The sequence below is a fragment of the Stenotrophomonas sp. GW821-FHT02D01 genome, assembly GCF_059421765.1.
In genome coordinates this window covers 270,904-285,756 of sequence record NZ_JBWKVP010000006.1, presented here as the reverse complement: position 1 = coordinate 285,756, position 14,853 = coordinate 270,904, and the positions used below count along the sequence as shown (strand labels likewise).

The following is a 14,853-nucleotide window of genomic DNA, read 5'->3' as shown; positions in this document are numbered from 1 at the left end:
AAGCTGTCCGGATATCAGGTGGGGGAAGGGGGATTCTGCAACATCGGCGCGGAAAGTGCGCCCGCCGGCAGCAGGATGTCCGCGCGCGGCAACAGGCTGGGGTTGAAGCTGCGCCGGGTGGCGGCCAACAGCGCGTCGCGGTCGTCGATGCCTTCCAGAGCGCTGGTCGGCTGGCCCAGCAGTTCCCATAATCGGCGCAGCACCGGTACCGGCTCGCCGGCATCAACCGGCATCGCCGCCAGTGATTTGGACAGTTTGTGGCCCGGTGCATCCAGCAGCAGCGGCAGGTGCCAGTAGCGCGGCGTCGGCAGGTCCAGCGCCTGCTGCAGCAGGATCTGCCGGGCGGTGGAATCGAGCAGGTCGGCGCCGCGTACCACTTCGGTGACCCCCTGCGCGGCGTCATCGACCACCACCGCCAACTGGTAGGCCCAGCAGCCGTCGGCGCGGCGCAGTACGAAATCACCGACCTCGGCATGGACATCCTGTAGCTGCGGGCCGCGCAGGCCATCCTCGAAGCGCACGATGCTGCCGGGCGGCACGCGGAAGCGGACGGCCGGGTCCGGTCGTGCCTGCCGCGCGACGCAGTGATGGTGCAGGCCACCGTTGGCGGCAAGATCGCTGCGGCTGCAGTGGCAGACAAACGCGTGGCCATCGGCCAGCAGGCGGTCCAGCGCAGTCTGATAGGCGTCGCCGCGCGCGCTTTGCCAGATCACCGGCCCGTCATGGACCAGTCCGAACGCGGCCAGGGACTGCAGCTGCGCCTGTGCCGCACCAGCAACCGTGCGGGGTGGGTCGACGTCCTCGATGCGCAACCGCCACAGGCCGCCATGGTGGCGCGCGAGCAGCCAGCTGCCGAAGGCGGCAAGCAGCGAGCCGGGATGCAGCAGGCCGGTGGGCGAGGGCGCGAAGCGGCCGCAGGAGAGGGAGGAGGTCATGCAGCTGAATCGTCGGTCAGGTTGGCGCTTGAATTCAAGCTGACTGCACCGCAGATTGACGGATATCGCCCCCTTCCGAGCCGGAATTTCCCATGTTCACCCGTATTGCCCTCTTTCTAGCGACCAACCTCGCGGTGCTGATCCTCGCGAGCATCGTGATGTCAATCCTGGGCGTGGACTCCCGTTCGATGAGCGGTCTGCTGGTCATGGCAGCCATCTTCGGCTTTGGTGGCTCGCTCATCTCGTTGCTGCTGTCCAAGTGGATGGCCAAGCGCTCCACCGGTGCAGTGGTGATCACCGAGCCGCGCAACCAGACCGAGCGTTGGCTGCTGGCCACCGTCGAGCGCCAGGCCAAGGCGGCCGGTATCGGCATGCCCGAAGTCGCGGTGTATGACGGCCCGGAGATCAACGCGTTCGCCACCGGTGCCAACCGCAACAACGCGCTGGTGGCGGTGTCCACGGGCCTGCTGCACAACATGAGCGAGGACGAAGCCGAAGCCGTGCTCGGCCACGAGATCGCCCACGTCGCCAACGGTGACATGATCACCATGGCACTGCTGCAGGGCGTGCTGAACACCTTCGTGATCGTGCTGGCCCGCGTGGTCGGCGGCATCATCGACAGTGCGTTGTCGGGCAACCGCGAAGGTGGTGGCCGTGGCTTTGCGTATTACATCATCGTGTTCGTGCTGGAGATGGTGTTCGGCCTGTTCGCCACGATGATCTCCATGTGGTTCTCGCGCCACCGCGAATTCCGTGCCGATGCCGGCGGTGCATCGCTGGCCGGTCGTCAGAAGATGATCTCGGCGCTGGAGCGGCTGCAGCTCAACCACGGCCAGAGCACCTTGCCGACGCAGATCGCCGCGTTCGGTATTGCCGGTTCGACGGCGAAGAAGCTGTTCATGAGCCACCCGCCGCTGGAAGAGCGCATCGCCGCGCTGCGGGCGTCGACGGTGGCGTAGTCCTCCGCTTGTAGGGCAGTGCAGGAACGCCTGGCCTCGCGCCGGGCGTTTTTGTTTGCGCGCCCACGCGTCGGTAGCGCCGGGCCATGCCCGGCGGATCGTTTCCGCGCCTGCGGGGAGGTGTCACTTTCTTTGCTCGTGCAAAGAAAGTAACCAAAGAAACACGCCGCCAGTATGCGAGCCGGTGCTGCGCACCGGTGCCCTGCGCTTCTCGGCGAATCAGGGGACGGCGCCGAACTCGCTGCGCTCAGACATCGGCGCCTCTGCGCCCCTGATTCCCCTGCGATGCTCGGCTCGCTGCAAGGCGGACCCGAGATCAAACGCCACAGCTGCACCCAGTACCACGCCATGCGTGGATGCTCTTGCCGTTGATCTTGATCTTCCGGCCCGCCTTATAGCGAGCCGAGCACCGCAGGTCCGGCGAGGGCGAAGAGGTGCGGGTGTCTGAGCGCAGCGAGTTCCCGCACCGTCCCTCGGCGGACCGAGGAGCGCAGGGCACCGGCGTGCGCAGCACGTCGGCTCGCGGCCGGCGGCGTGTTTCTTTGGTTACTTTCTTTGCACGAGCAAAGAAAGTAACACCCCTCCGCGGTCGCGGAAATGATCCGCCGGGCATGGCCCGGCGCTACCGACGCATGGGCGCACAAACGAAAACGGCACCTTCGCAGGTGCCGTCACCATGAACCGCTTTACGCGGAAACTCAGAACTTCGCGTCGAACTCGGCAGCATAGCCGGTGTTGACCAGCACCTTCTGCAGCGACTCGGCTACCTTCAGGTTGCCGGCCACGATCTGCTGGGTGTCCGGGCCACGGTTGTCCATGCGGGCCGGGGTCGCGCCCTTGAAGTCGCAGACCTTGCCACCGGCTTCGCGCACCAGCAGCACGCCGGCAGCGATGTCCCAGGCCTTCACGCCGGCCTCGAAGTAGGCGTCGGCGCGGCCACAGGCCACGTAGGCCAGGTCCAGCGCGGCCGAACCCGAGCGGCGGATGTCCTCGGCGTGCACCAGCAGGGCGTCCAGCGACTTCAGCTGCGCACTGGCGCGGGCACGCTCGCGCGGGGCAAAACCGGTGTGGATCATGGTGCCTTCCAGATCCTTGCGGTCGGCCACGCGGATGCGGCGGTCGTTGAGCACGGCGCCAGCACCACGGCTGGCGGTGAACAGTTCATTGCGCAGCGGGTCGAAGATCACCGCGTCGGTCGGCTCGCCGTTCTCGACCAGCGCGATCGACACGCAGTAGTGCGGCACGCCGCGCAGGTAGTTGCTGGTGCCGTCCAGCGGGTCGATGACCCACATGTGGCGACGCTCGCTCTGCACGCCACCTTCTTCACCGAAGATGCCGTACTCGGGGTAAGCGCGCTTGAGTTCCTTGACGATCACCTTTTCCGCGTCCGCGTCGACTTCGCTGGCGTAGTCCATGCGGCCCTTCTGGACTACATTCAGTGCCTCGAGCTTGTTGATGTTGCGCAAGAGGACGTTGCCGGCGAGGCGGGCGGCCTTGACCATGACGGTTACGGCGGGTTTCTGCATGGCATGGGCTCCCGGAAGGGCAGAAGAGAAGGGCTGGCGGGGGGAAAGAGCGGGTCCGGCGCAGTGGCCGGCCGCACAGTTTACCATTGGTCTTCGTCCAGCTCGACATTTTCCCTGTTCATGTCCCAGTTTCCTGTCGCCACCCGCCTCCGATTCGTCCTTGTCGGGACCCAACACCCCGGCAACATGGGGGCCGCCGCCCGTGCCCTGAAGACCATGGGCCTGGCCCGCCTGGTCCTGGTGGCGCCGGAGAAGCCGCTTGATGAAGAGGCCTTCCGGCGCTCGGCCGGTGCCGAGGACGTGCTCGGCGACGCACCGGTGGTGGCCACGCTGGCCGAAGCCGTGGCTGACTGCCGCTTCGTGCTGGGGTGCACCGCACGTGCGCGCCGGGTCCAGCTGGAGGAGTTCCTGCCGGCAGATGCCGCCGCCCGCGCAGTGGCCAAGGCCAGCGAGGGTGCCGAGGTGGCGCTGGTGTTCGGTCGCGAGCGTACCGGCCTGACCAACGAGGAGCTGCAGCTGTGCCATGCCGCCGTGCACATTCCGTCCGACCCGGAGTTCAGCTCGCTCAACCTGGCCGCCGCAGTGCAGGTGCTGGCCTATGAAGTGCGCATGCAGCTGCTGGGCGCACAGCCGGTGGCCGCGACCGAGCCGGACAACCGCGAGCAGGCTGCCAGCCACGATCAGATGGAGAGCTTCTTCGCCCAACTTGGCGAGACTCTGGACGAGATCGATTTCCACAAGGGGCGCGCGCCCGAGTCGGCGATGCGCAAGCTGCGCCGTCTGTTCCTGCGCAGTGAGCCAAGCGAGCAGGAAGTGCGTCTGCTGCGCGGCATCCTGGCCGATACCCAGCGCATGGCGCGGCTGGCGCAGAAGATCGGCAAGGACAGCTGACGACGGTCTCATTTTTTCGGGTAGTCTGTCCGGATACCCTGGGGGATGATGCTTGTGTCGGGTCTGCGTAGGGCAATGCAGGGGGAACTGCTGAGCCTGGCCTTGGCCCTGCTGGCCGGGACGGCGCGTGCTGAGCCGGTTCCGCGATGGGGCCGTTGGGCAGCGAAGAGGGGCGACTCGCAATGACGCAGGATCATGCGCTTGGCAGTGAGCACCGGGAGGGTGCTGGACCGGCGCCGAAGGTGTCCGGCCGCGCGTCCGGCGTGCTGCCGCGTGTTGTCTGTCTTCGGCGGGTGCAGCGTGCGTTGCAGAAGGTGTTGGGGGCTTCCGGTTTCCGCCGCGTCGATGCGCATGCGCAACCGTGGCTGGATGATTTGAAACAAGGGTCGACGCGCGTGCGGATGGAAGTGGAATGAAGTTGCTCGGCTCGGGGATGCAGGCCCGGTTCCTGCTTGCGATGGGCGGGGCGATGCTGGTGGTGGTGGCGATCCTGGCCGTGCTGCTGGGGCGGCAGGCGGCGATGCAGGGCGAGGTGAGGTCGCTCAGCAACGGCGTCATCCACGAACTGTTCGACCGCAGCGTGCGCAGCCGTGGCGAGGCCATGGTGCGCGAGCTGTCCGATGCGCTTGCCGGTCCGCTCCACAACAACGACCTGGACCAGGTCGGGGCGCTTGTGCGCAGCATTTCGCGGCAGCCGGTGGTGCGCTACGTACTGGTGTTCGACGACCGCGGGCGGCTGGTCCACGACGGCTCGGCCGGGGTGCCCGGCTCCGGGCGGCCGATGACCGATCCGCTGGCGGCCGGGGCGGTTGCCGCGCAGTCGCTGGTGGTGCAGCAGTCGCCCACGGTGCTCGACAACGCGATGCCGATCAGGATGGGCAAACAGCGCATCGGTGGTGTCCGCGTCGGCATGGCGCTGGATGAAGTGCTGCAGCGTGAGCAGGCGGCCAACGCGACCCTCGGTGAGCGGCTGCAGCAGATGGGAAGCCGGCATCTGGGCTGGCTGCTGCTGATGCTTGGCCTGCTGGTGGTGATCGGCGTGGTGGTGATCCTGTACGTGCAGCGCACGCTGGTGGCACCGATCCGCGAGTTGGCCGCAGCCGCCCGGCGCATTGAAGCAGGCGACTACCAGGCGCCGCTGCGGGAAAACACCCGCGACGATGAGGTGGGGGAGCTCGTGCGCGGCTTTGCCCGCATGCGTGATGCGATCGCCCGCCACGACCGCGAAGTGCGGCGCATGGCCTACACCGACGCCTTGACCGGGCTCACCAACCGCCTGGCGTTCCGCGAGGCGCTGGACCATCGGTTGATGGCCGCACGTGCGTCCAATCACCGGTTGGGTCTGCTGTTTGCCGATATCGATGATTTCAAGCGGGTCAATGACACGCTGGGCCATGAGGCTGGCGACGAGGCGTTGCTGCAGTTCGCCCAGCGCATCGGCCGTGCCGTGACCGAGGCCGGCGGCGACGATGCGCTGCTGGCGCGGTTCGGCGGCGACGAATTCGTGATCCTGGTCGGTGATGGCGATGTTGCGGCCAATGCGCGGTTGCTGGCCGAAGTGCTGGTGCGCGAGCTGGGCAAGCCGCTGGTGGTGCAGGGCAGGGAACTGTTCCTGGGCACCTCGATCGGCGTGACCCTGTTCCCCGACGATGCCGCGGATGCGACGACGCTGCTGAAGAACGGCGACATCGCGATGTACCAGGCAAAGATGGCCGGCAAGAACTGCTATCGCTACTACAGCCGGGCCATGGATCACGCGGTCGAGCGCCGCGTGCACATGGAGCAGGAGCTGCGCGGTGCCTGGGAGCGCGGCGAGCTGCGGCTGGCCTACCAGCCAATCTTCCGCATGCGCGACCGTCGCATGGTCGGTGTGGAGGTGCTGCTGCGCTGGCAGCACCCGACGCTGGGCACGATCCCGCCATCGGTGTTCATCGAGGTGGCCGAGCAGAGTGGCCTGATCGAGATCATCGGCCCGAAGGTGCTGCGTGCCGCCTGCATGGAGGCGGTGCAGTGGCCGCGGGGCGTGGCCGGTGACGAGCTGTTCGTCTCGGTCAATGTGTCGCCACGGCAGCTGCGTGGCGGTGAGCTGCCGGCGTTGGTTGCGCAGTGCCTGCAGGAGTCGGGCCTGCCGGCCTCGCGCCTGCACCTGGAGTTGACCGAGACCGCAGTGATCGGTGATGAAATGCTGGCCGCGCAGCTGCTGGACCGCCTGCACCGGGCAGGGGTGAAGGTATGGCTGGACGACTTCGGTACCGGCTTCTCCGGTCTCAGCCACCTGCGGCAGGTGCCGGTGGACGGCGTCAAGATCGACAAGAGTTTCGTCGCCGACATGCAGCGCGACCCGGACGATCTGGCCTTGACCACGGCGATCATCGCCATGGCCCACGCACTGGGCATCACGGTGGTGGCCGAGGGTATCGAACAGGAGGCACAGTTCGAGCTGCTGGCCCAGCGTGGCTGCGACCTCGGCCAGGGCTACCGGTTGAGCCACCCGGTCACCGCCACCGAGGTGGTGCGGATGATCGAGTCGGGCGTGTGAGGCGCTACAGCGGGCGCTTGCTCGGGTCGCCGGGCAGCTCGCGGACCAGCTTGGGCACCAGGTAGCCGGACAGCCGGGCAGTGAGGCCGGCAATCAGGGCCTTGGCCTGGACGTCGTCCACTTCGAAATGGGCCACGCCCTCAACCCGATCCAACTGATGCAGGTAATAGGGCAGCACGCCGGCGGCGAAGCTGCGTTCGCTCAGGTCCTGCAGGGCCTGCACGCTGTCGTTGACCCCGCGCAGCAGCACTGCCTGGTTCAGCAGCTGGGCGCCGATGCCGCGCAGGCGGGCCATCGCCGCATCGACGCTGGCATCGAATTCATTGGCGTGGTTGGCGTGGACCACGATCGCCAGTGGCCACGGCAGGCTGCCCAGCCAGGCCAGCAGTTCGTCGTCCACGCGCTCGGGCAGCACGATCGGCAGGCGCGTGTGGATGCGCAACCGGCGGATGTGCGGGATCTGGCGCAGCGCATCGGTCAGCTCGGCCAGCTTGTGGGTGGCCAGCGACAACGGGTCGCCGCCGGACAGGATCACCTCATCGATGTCCGGGTCTGCGGCGATGGCCTCCACTGCCTCGTGCCAGCCCCCCTTGGCGGCGTTTTCGGCACCATAGTCGAAATGCCGGCGGAAGCAGTAGCGGCAGTTGATGGCACAGCTGCCGGTGGCCACCAGCAGGGCGCGGCCACGGTACTTCTGGATGACCCCGGTGGCCTTCTTTGCTGCGCCGTCGCCCACTGCGTCAAAGCTGAACCCGGGCGCCGGGCGCATCTCGGCGTCGATCGGCAACACCTGCCGCAGCAGCGGATCGTGGGCGTCGCCACGGCGCATGCGGGCGACGAAACCCTGCGGCACGCGCAGCGCGAACTGGGCGATGGCCGCCTCCGATACGCCCAGCGCCGCGGCATCCAGATCCAGCCGGGCCAGCAGCGTCTGCGGGTCGCGCAGGGCCTGCCGCCACAGCTGCTGCCAGCGCGCGGGCGCGCTTGGCGACTGGGTCCGGGGGAAGGCGGAAAGCTGCATGGAGAGGGGGCCTGCGGTTATCATGGACACATAAACAGTTGCCCGCCGGGGTTCCGGTGGGCTTTCCATTCTATCCGGCTCGCCGCACGCGCGGCGGTTTCGCCATTTGAGGAGCTTGAGCATGGCCACTGCGGGCATGAACGATGTCAAGAACGGGATGAAGATCCTGGTCAACAATGAACCGGCCGTCATCTCCGAGACCGAGTTCATCAAGCCGGGCAAGGGCCAGGCCTTCACCCGCGTGCGCTATCGCTTCATCAAGTCGGGCCGCACGGTCGAAATGACCATGAAGGCGACCGACGACGTGGAAGTGGCCGATGTGGTCGATACCAACATGGACTACATGTACAGCGACGGCGAGTACTGGCATTTCATGGACCCGGAAACCTTCGAGCAGGTGCAGGCCGACAAGGCCGGCATGGGCGGCGCCGAGAAGTGGCTGAAGGGCGAGGAGTCCTGCATCGTGACCCTGTTCAATGGTGCGCCGATCTTCGTGCAGCCGCCGAACTTCGTCGAACTGAAGATCACCGAGACCGATCCGGGCGTCCGCGGTGACACCTCGGGCGGCGGCGGCAAGCCGGCCACCCTGGAAACCGGCGCTGTGGTCCGCGTGCCGCTGTTCGTCAACCAGGATGAAATCATCAAGGTCGACACCCGTTCGGGCGAGTACTCCTCGCGCGTCAAGTAATCCGGGTAGGCGCCGGCGCATTCGCGCTGGCGCTCCCACGATCCGCCATGGCGGATCGTGGGCCCCCACTCACCAGCATCCACACCCCGCCGCTTCGCGGCCGCCCCTGACTCAGGGGCTTGCCTTCCAGAAGCCCAGCGGTAGCCGTTTGACCGGTGATCAGTCGCCAGGTCGGAGCCAAGGCTACGTACGGTCCTTCCCCCAGCCAGTGAGCCCGCATGAGCGATAGCCCGCACCTCCCCGAAGCCTGCGACCTGCTCATCGAAGCCGGTTATGTCGTTCCGATCGAGCCGCATGCGGTGGTGCTGGAAGACCATGCCGTGGCCATCCGTGGCAGCGAGATCGTGGCCATCCTGCCGCGGGCCGAAGCGCGTGCGCGGTTCCGCGCCACCCAGGTCGTCAGCCGCCCAGAGGCGGCGCTGATGCCGGGCCTGGTCAACGCACATACGCACAACCCGATGACCCTGCTGCGCGGCGTCGCTGACGACCTGCCGCTGATGACCTGGCTGCAGCAGCACATCTGGCCGGTGGAAGCGGCGGTGATCGGGCCCGAATTCGTGGCCGACGGCACCACCCTTGCCATCGCCGAGATGCTGCGTGGCGGCACCACCTGCGCCAACGAGAACTATTTCTTCGGTGACGTGCAGGCCGCCGTCTACAAGAAGCACGGTTTCCGCGCGCTGGTCGGCGCGGTCATCATCGACTTCCCCACCGCCTGGGCCAAGACCGACGACGAGTACTTCGCCAAGGCCGGTGAACTGCATGACCAGTGGCGCACCGACCCGCTGATCGGCACCGCATTCGCGCCGCATGCGCCCTACACGGTCAACGATGCCAATTTCGAGCGGGTGCGGATGCTGTCCGACCAGCTGGACATGCAGGTGCATCTGCATACCCATGAAACCGCGCAGGAAATCACCGATTCGATCAAGCTGCACGGCCAGCGTCCGCTGGCGCGGCTGGATCGCCTCGGCCTGGTCAACGACCGCCTGATCGCGGTGCATATGACCCAGCTGACCGAAGCCGAGATCCACCTGTGCGCCGAGCGTGGCGTCAGCGTGGTGCATTGCCCGGAATCGAACCTGAAACTGGCCTCTGGTTTCTGCCCGGCCTGCGCCCTGCAGCGCGCCGGTGTGAACCTGGCCATCGGCACCGACGGCTGCGCCAGCAACAACGACCTGGACATGTTCAGCGAGAACCGCACCGCGGCGATCCTTGCCAAGGCTGTGGCCGACGATGCCACCGCGCTGGACGCGGCGACCACGTTGCGCGCGTCCACGCTGGGTGGCGCCCGCGCATTGGGCTTCGGCGAGCGCATCGGCTCGATCGAGGTCGGCAAGCAGGCCGACCTGGTCTGCGTTGATCTGTCCGCGCTGGAGACCCAGCCGCTGCACAACGTGCTGTCGCAGCTGGTGTACGCCACCGGCCGGCAGCAGGTCAGCGACGTCTGGATCGCCGGCAAGCCCAAGCTGGTGCAGCGCGAGCTGATCGGCATGGACCTGCCGGGCATCATCGCCAACGCGCGCCAGTGGCGCGAGCGCATCCGTCATATCCGCGCCTGAGTGCAGGCGCCGCAAGGACAACCGTCATGACTGCCCCCCACGCTTCTTCCAATTTCGATCAGGCCGAGCTGGACAAGTTCGCTGCGCTGGCCAACCGCTGGTGGGACGCCGACGGCCCGCAGAAGCCGCTGCACGCACTGAATCCGGTGCGCCTGCAGTACGTTGCCGACCGCGCGCCGCTGCGAGGTGCGCGTGTGCTCGACATCGGTTGCGGTGGCGGGCTGCTGAGTGAAGCGCTGGCCCAGGCCGGTGCCGAAGTGACCGCCATCGATCTGGCGCCGGAGCTGGTCAAGGTTGCGCGTCTGCATGCCCTGGAAAGCGGCGTCAGCGTCGACTACCGGGTGCAGGCCGCCGAGGACCTGGCCGCCGAACAACCGGGCAGCTTCGATGTGGTGACCTGCATGGAAATGCTCGAGCACGTGCCCGATCCGGGCGCGATCATCGAGGCCTGCAAGCGTCTGCTGAAGCCGGGTGGCCATCTGTTCCTTTCCACCATCAACCGCACCGCAGCCGCATTCGCCGTGGCCATCGTCGGTGCCGAGTACGTGGCACGGCTGCTGCCCAAGGGCACCCACCACTACCAGGAATTCATCAAGCCGGCCGAGCTGGCGCGTTGGCTGCGCGAGGCCGACCTGCAGCTGGCCGATGTCAGCGGCATGGCCTATGAGCCGTGGCGCAACCGCGCCCGCCTGAGCGGCCGCACCGACATCAACTACCTGGCCCACGCGGTCAAGGCGCCGTGACCGCGGCCGTGTTCCCGCGTGCGGTGCTGTTCGACCTGGACGGTACGCTGCTGGACAGCGCCCCGGATTTCGTCGCCACCCTTGATGCGATGCTGGCCGAGCGCGGCCGCGCACCGATCGATCCGGCGCAGTTGCGGCCGGTGGTGTCCAAGGGCTCACGGGCGATGGTGTCGGCCGCGTTTCCAGAGCTGGAAGCGGCCGAGCGCGACGCACTGATTCCCGAGTTCCTGCAGCGCTACGAAGCCTCGATCGGCCAGCACGCCGTGCTGTTCGACGGCGTCGCCGGCATGCTCGATGCGCTGGACGCTGCTGGTACGGTGTGGGGCATCGTCACCAACAAGCCCGAATACCTGGCGCGGCTGATCGTGCCCCAGTACGGCTGGCAGCAGCGCTGCGCCGTGCTGGTCGGTGGTGACACCCTGGCCGAGCGCAAGCCGCATCCGTTGCCGCTGCTGCACGCCGCGCAGCTGATCGGCATCGCAGCGGAAGACTGCGTGTACGTCGGCGACGATGAGCGCGACATCATCGCCGCGCGTGCTGCCGCCATGCCGTCGGTGGCGGCGCTGTGGGGCTACCGCCTGCACAGCGATGACCCGTTGGCCTGGCAGGCCGATGTGCTGGTCGAGAACGCCGGACTTCTGCAACTGGCCAGTCTCTGGCCGAACCGGCCGGCGACCCCGGCCCAGCCGTAAGGAACAACGTAGTGAGCAGTACCGCGCTGGATAGTTTCCTCGACAAGTGGCGCAGCCGTTGGCCGGAATGGTCGGTGGCCGAGCCGTTCGTGGCCGAACCGCAGCGCCATGTGGCGCTGGCGTGGTTCGCGCTGCTGCAGGAATTCGACGACATGCTCAACACCGCTGGCGACCCGCTGCCGGCGGACGCCAAGCTGGCGTGGTGGGGCGAGGAACTGCGGAGCTGGGCCGCGCAGCGTTCGCGGCATCCGCTGGGCCGCGTGCTGGAGCCGGTGCGGGCACCGTGGGTGCAGCTGGCCGAGGCGCTGCCGGATCTGGTCGAGGCGCGCACCGTAGCGCTGGACGCTGCCGGTGCCGAACGCGCACTGGGCAACTATGCCGACGCGGTGGCTGCGGTCGAGGCCGTGGTGTTTGCCGACAAGCCGCGCAAGGGTGCTGGCCATGCCGTGCTGCTGCAGACCCTGGCCCAGCGCCTGCAGGACGCTGGCGTGGCCGGGGTTCCGCGCAGCCTGCTGGACGAAGATGCTGGCAACGCTGCACAGCGTTGGGCGCAGCAGTTGCTGAAAGGGTGGGGCACCCGCGTGCCCGGTCCACGTGCACGCCGGGTGTGGTCGAGCCTGGCGCGTGCACGTCTGGCGGCGCAGGCCGCCGGCAAACCGATTGAAGCCACGCCCGTGCGCACGTTGCTGCGCGTGTGGTGGGCCGCGCGCGGCTGAGCCATCACATGGTAGTGCCGGCCGCTGGCCGGCAATCCGGGTAGGTTGGTGAACACCATGAGGTTGCCGGCCAGCGGCCGGCACTACCGTTACTTGCGCTCCAGCACCAGCAGCGGATCGATGCGGGTGTCGAACCAGTTCATGCCCCAGTGCAGGTGCGGCCCGGTGGCACGGCCGGTGGCGCCGACGGCGGCGATCACCTGACCCTGTTCGACGCGATCACCGACCTTCACGTCGATGCGCGACAGGTGCAGGAAGTTCGAACTGACGCCGAAGCCGTGGTCGAGCAGCAGGGTGCCACCGGTCAGGTACAGATCCGGCCCGGCGAACGTCACCACACCAGCCGCCGGTGCCTTCACCGGGGTGCCGGTCGGCACTGCGATGTCCATGCCGGAGTGGCCGGCGCCGGGCTGGCCGTTGTACACGCGGGCGTTGCCGAAGCGGCCGCTGATGCGGCCCTGCACCGGCCAGATGAAGGTCTGGGTGAAATCGGTGCGGTTGTCGTCGCGCGCACGCGCAGCGGTGACCTGCGCCTGTTCGCGCTTGATCCGCTCGGCGATGGCTGGCGGCGGATTGACCGTCTTCGGCGGTACGCCGTTCACCCGCTCGGTCGGCCAGTCGCGTGGGGTCACGGTGATGGCGGCCGTCTCGCTGCTGCCATCCGGTCGGCGGATCTGCACCTGCAGCGGGCCCTTCTCATCGCGACCGATGCCGAACACCACGCTGCCGTAGCTGCTCACGCGCAGGTCGCGACCTGCATAGCGCACGCTGCTGCCGGCGGGAACCTTGCCGATCACCAGCGCGCCCTGCGACGCGCTGGCCGGGAACACCACGCGGCTGTCGATCAGGTCGCCGATGCCGTCCTGTGCCTGGGCTGCGGGTGCGGAGAGCAGGGGCGCTGCCAGCAGCAGCGCCGCGAACATGAGTGCCGGACGCATCAGCGGTCGTAGGTCATGCGCTGGCCGGCGGGCTTGCCCACCAGCGTGCTGCCGTCCCAGACCAGCTGGCCGTTGACCCAGGTGGAGGCGATGCGCGAACGGAACGTGGTGCCTTCGAACGGCGACCAGCCGCACTTGGACAGCACGTCCTCGCGCTTGACCGTGAACGGCACATCCTCCACCAGCACCAGATCGGCAAAGTAACCTTCGCGCAGGAAGCCTCGCTCTTCCACATCGAACAACTGGGCCGGGGCATGGGCGAATTTCTGCACGACCTGCTCGCGGGTCAGCTTGCCTTCGTGCACGCGTTCCAGTGCGGCGACCAGCGCGTACTGCACCAGCGGCAGGCCGGACGGCGCCTGCGCATAGGGCTTCTGCTTCTCTTCCCAGGTATGCGGGGCGTGGTCGGTGGCCAGCACGTCCAGCACGTCGTCAGCCAACGCGGCCGTGATCGCCTCGCGATCGGCCACGTCCTTGATCGCCGGATTGCACTTGATCAGGTTGCCCTTGGTCGCGTAATCCGGGCGGGCGAAGTGCAGGAAGTGCACGCAGGTTTCGGCGGTGATCTGCTTGCGGCTGCCGTCAGCGCGGATCAGCGGGCCCTTCTCGAACAGCGCCAGTTCGTCGGCGGTGGAGATGTGCAGCACGTGCAGGCGGGTGCCGTGCTTGCGCGCCAGCGACATGGCCAGCCGCGTTGATTTGATGCAGGCTTCGCGCGAACGGATGTCCGGGTGCATCTCCGGGGTCAGTGCGTCGCCGTACTTTTCCTGGAACGCTTTCAGGTTGGCATCGATCATCGGCGTGTCTTCGCAGTGCGTGATGATCGGGGTCGGGCACTCGCGGAAAATCGCGTCCAGGGTTTCCGGGTTGTCGACCAGCATGTTGCCGGTGGACGCCCCCATGAATACCTTCACGCCCGGCGCCTTCTTCGGATCGAGCGCGCGGATGGCGTCCAGGTTGTCGTTGCTGGCACCGTGGTAGAAACCGTAGTTGGCCCAGGCACGGCCGCGCGCCAGCTCGTACTTGGCTTCCAGGATGGTCGAATCCAGGGTCGGCGGGTTGGTGTTGGGCATGTCCATGAAGCTGGTCAGGCCACCGGCCACGGCTGCAGCCGATTCGCTGGCGATGTCACCCTTGTGGGTCAGGCCGGGTTCGCGGAAATGCACCTGGTCGTCGATCATCCCGGGCAGCAGCCAGCGCCCGGCCGCATCCACCACCTGTTCGCCATCACGCGGGGTCAAACCCTTGCCGATCTGCGCGATGCGGTCGTTCTCGATGCGCAGGTCGCCTTCGAAGGTGCGGCCTTCATTGACCAGGCGGGCGTTGGTGATGAGCGTGGAGGACATGTCAGTGTTTTCCTGTGCAACGGCAAGAAGGGGCGTTGGGAGATTCGGGCACTGGATCGAAGCCGCCGGGATGGAACGGATGGCAGCGGCCCAGCCGTCGCGCCGCCAGCCAGCTGCCGCGCAGCGGGCCGTGCCGGGAGATGGCATCCATGGCGTATTCAGAGCAGCTCGGCACGAAACGGCAGCGAGGCCCCAGCAGGGGGCTGATGAAGCGCTTGTAGAAGCGCAGCAGGGCGATGAGCAGGCGCGAGATCACGCAGTCATCTTAAGCCAGTTGGCATGAAGGCCGCATTTGTG

The 14,853-nt window shown here is 67.5% G+C and carries 15 protein-coding genes; 9 read left to right on the top strand and 6 right to left on the bottom strand.

Annotated elements, in window-relative coordinates; all coding sequences use genetic code 11:
• Positions 1 to 14: 14 nt before the first annotated feature.
• Positions 15 to 935 carry a tRNA glutamyl-Q(34) synthetase GluQRS gene (gluQRS, locus tag AC07UW_RS14495; RefSeq protein ID WP_495212284.1) on the bottom strand — a complete coding sequence of 307 codons (921 nt, stop codon included), beginning with the start codon at positions 933 to 935 and terminating at the stop codon, positions 15 to 17.
• Between the two features lie 92 nt (positions 936 to 1,027).
• Between gluQRS and htpX the strand changes: the two genes are divergently transcribed.
• Positions 1,028 to 1,894, top strand: coding sequence for a protease HtpX (htpX, locus tag AC07UW_RS14490; protein WP_134832844.1), 867 nt, complete (start codon positions 1,028 to 1,030; stop codon positions 1,892 to 1,894).
• A gap of 698 nt (positions 1,895 to 2,592) precedes the next feature.
• On the opposite strand, the gene AC07UW_RS14485 is transcribed toward htpX, so the two are convergent.
• The gene (locus tag AC07UW_RS14485; protein WP_025876387.1) at positions 2,593 to 3,420 is read right to left on the bottom strand and encodes an inositol monophosphatase family protein; all 828 of its coding nucleotides are present in this window, start codon (positions 3,418 to 3,420) and stop codon (positions 2,593 to 2,595) included.
• 120 nt (positions 3,421 to 3,540) lie between these two features.
• Between AC07UW_RS14485 and AC07UW_RS14480 the strand changes: the two genes are divergently transcribed.
• The 3 genes from AC07UW_RS14480 to AC07UW_RS14470 all read left to right on the top strand — a co-directional run bounded on the left by AC07UW_RS14480 (position 3,541) and on the right by AC07UW_RS14470 (position 6,850).
• Positions 3,541 to 4,311 (top strand): RNA methyltransferase, encoded by a 771-nt coding sequence (locus tag AC07UW_RS14480; protein WP_312109123.1) that lies wholly within the window; start codon positions 3,541 to 3,543, stop codon positions 4,309 to 4,311.
• A 182-nt stretch (positions 4,312 to 4,493) separates the two neighbouring features.
• Positions 4,494 to 4,727 carry a hypothetical protein gene (locus tag AC07UW_RS14475; protein ID WP_313249739.1) on the top strand — a complete coding sequence of 78 codons (234 nt, stop codon included), beginning with the start codon at positions 4,494 to 4,496 and terminating at the stop codon, positions 4,725 to 4,727.
• Entirely contained in the window at positions 4,724 to 6,850 is a 2,127-nt protein-coding gene (locus AC07UW_RS14470) for a putative bifunctional diguanylate cyclase/phosphodiesterase (protein WP_336030064.1), read from the top strand. Before AC07UW_RS14475 ends, AC07UW_RS14470 begins: the two co-directional genes overlap by 4 nt.
• A 4-nt stretch (positions 6,851 to 6,854) precedes the next feature.
• Here the strand turns inward: AC07UW_RS14470 and epmB are convergent, their stop codons facing one another.
• The gene (gene epmB, locus AC07UW_RS14465) at positions 6,855 to 7,895 is read right to left on the bottom strand and encodes an EF-P beta-lysylation protein EpmB (protein WP_495212283.1); all 1,041 of its coding nucleotides are present in this window, start codon (positions 7,893 to 7,895) and stop codon (positions 6,855 to 6,857) included.
• A 97-nt stretch (positions 7,896 to 7,992) separates the two neighbouring features.
• Between epmB and efp the strand changes: the two genes are divergently transcribed.
• The 5 genes from efp (at position 7,993) to AC07UW_RS14440 (ending at position 12,272) form a co-directional block, all read left to right on the top strand.
• Positions 7,993 to 8,559: an elongation factor P gene (efp, locus tag AC07UW_RS14460; protein ID WP_222388728.1), complete on the top strand. Its 567-nt coding sequence runs from the start codon at positions 7,993 to 7,995 to the stop codon at positions 8,557 to 8,559.
• A gap of 218 nt (positions 8,560 to 8,777) precedes the next feature.
• A complete protein-coding gene (locus AC07UW_RS14455; RefSeq protein ID WP_336030052.1) occupies positions 8,778 to 10,121 on the top strand; it encodes a TRZ/ATZ family hydrolase in 1,344 nt (447 codons plus the stop codon).
• Between the two features lie 26 nt (positions 10,122 to 10,147).
• Entirely contained in the window at positions 10,148 to 10,864 is a 717-nt protein-coding gene (gene ubiG / locus AC07UW_RS14450) for a bifunctional 2-polyprenyl-6-hydroxyphenol methylase/3-demethylubiquinol 3-O-methyltransferase UbiG (RefSeq protein WP_032978702.1), read from the top strand.
• A complete protein-coding gene (locus AC07UW_RS14445) occupies positions 10,861 to 11,556 on the top strand; it encodes a phosphoglycolate phosphatase (RefSeq protein WP_312110349.1) in 696 nt (231 codons plus the stop codon). The genes ubiG and AC07UW_RS14445 overlap by 4 nt, the downstream gene beginning before the upstream one ends.
• Positions 11,557 to 11,567: 11 nt before the next feature.
• The gene (locus AC07UW_RS14440) at positions 11,568 to 12,272 is read left to right on the top strand and encodes an isoprenoid biosynthesis enzyme family protein (protein WP_033831576.1); all 705 of its coding nucleotides are present in this window, start codon (positions 11,568 to 11,570) and stop codon (positions 12,270 to 12,272) included.
• Positions 12,273 to 12,361: 89 nt separating this feature from the next.
• Here the strand turns inward: AC07UW_RS14440 and AC07UW_RS14435 are convergent, their stop codons facing one another.
• From AC07UW_RS14435 to yidD, 3 genes are read right to left on the bottom strand one after another with little or no spacing between them, the layout of a single operon-like run.
• Entirely contained in the window at positions 12,362 to 13,210 is an 849-nt protein-coding gene (locus tag AC07UW_RS14435; RefSeq protein WP_223495793.1) for a M23 family metallopeptidase, read from the bottom strand.
• Complete coding sequence (locus tag AC07UW_RS14430; protein WP_223495790.1) at positions 13,210 to 14,556, bottom strand: dihydroorotase; 1,347 nt, start codon at positions 14,554 to 14,556, stop codon at positions 13,210 to 13,212. The genes AC07UW_RS14435 and AC07UW_RS14430 overlap by 1 nt, the downstream gene beginning before the upstream one ends.
• Position 14,557: 1 nt before the next feature.
• Complete coding sequence (gene yidD, locus AC07UW_RS14425) at positions 14,558 to 14,812, bottom strand: membrane protein insertion efficiency factor YidD (protein ID WP_014037867.1); 255 nt, start codon at positions 14,810 to 14,812, stop codon at positions 14,558 to 14,560.
• Positions 14,813 to 14,853: the final 41 nt, after the last annotated feature.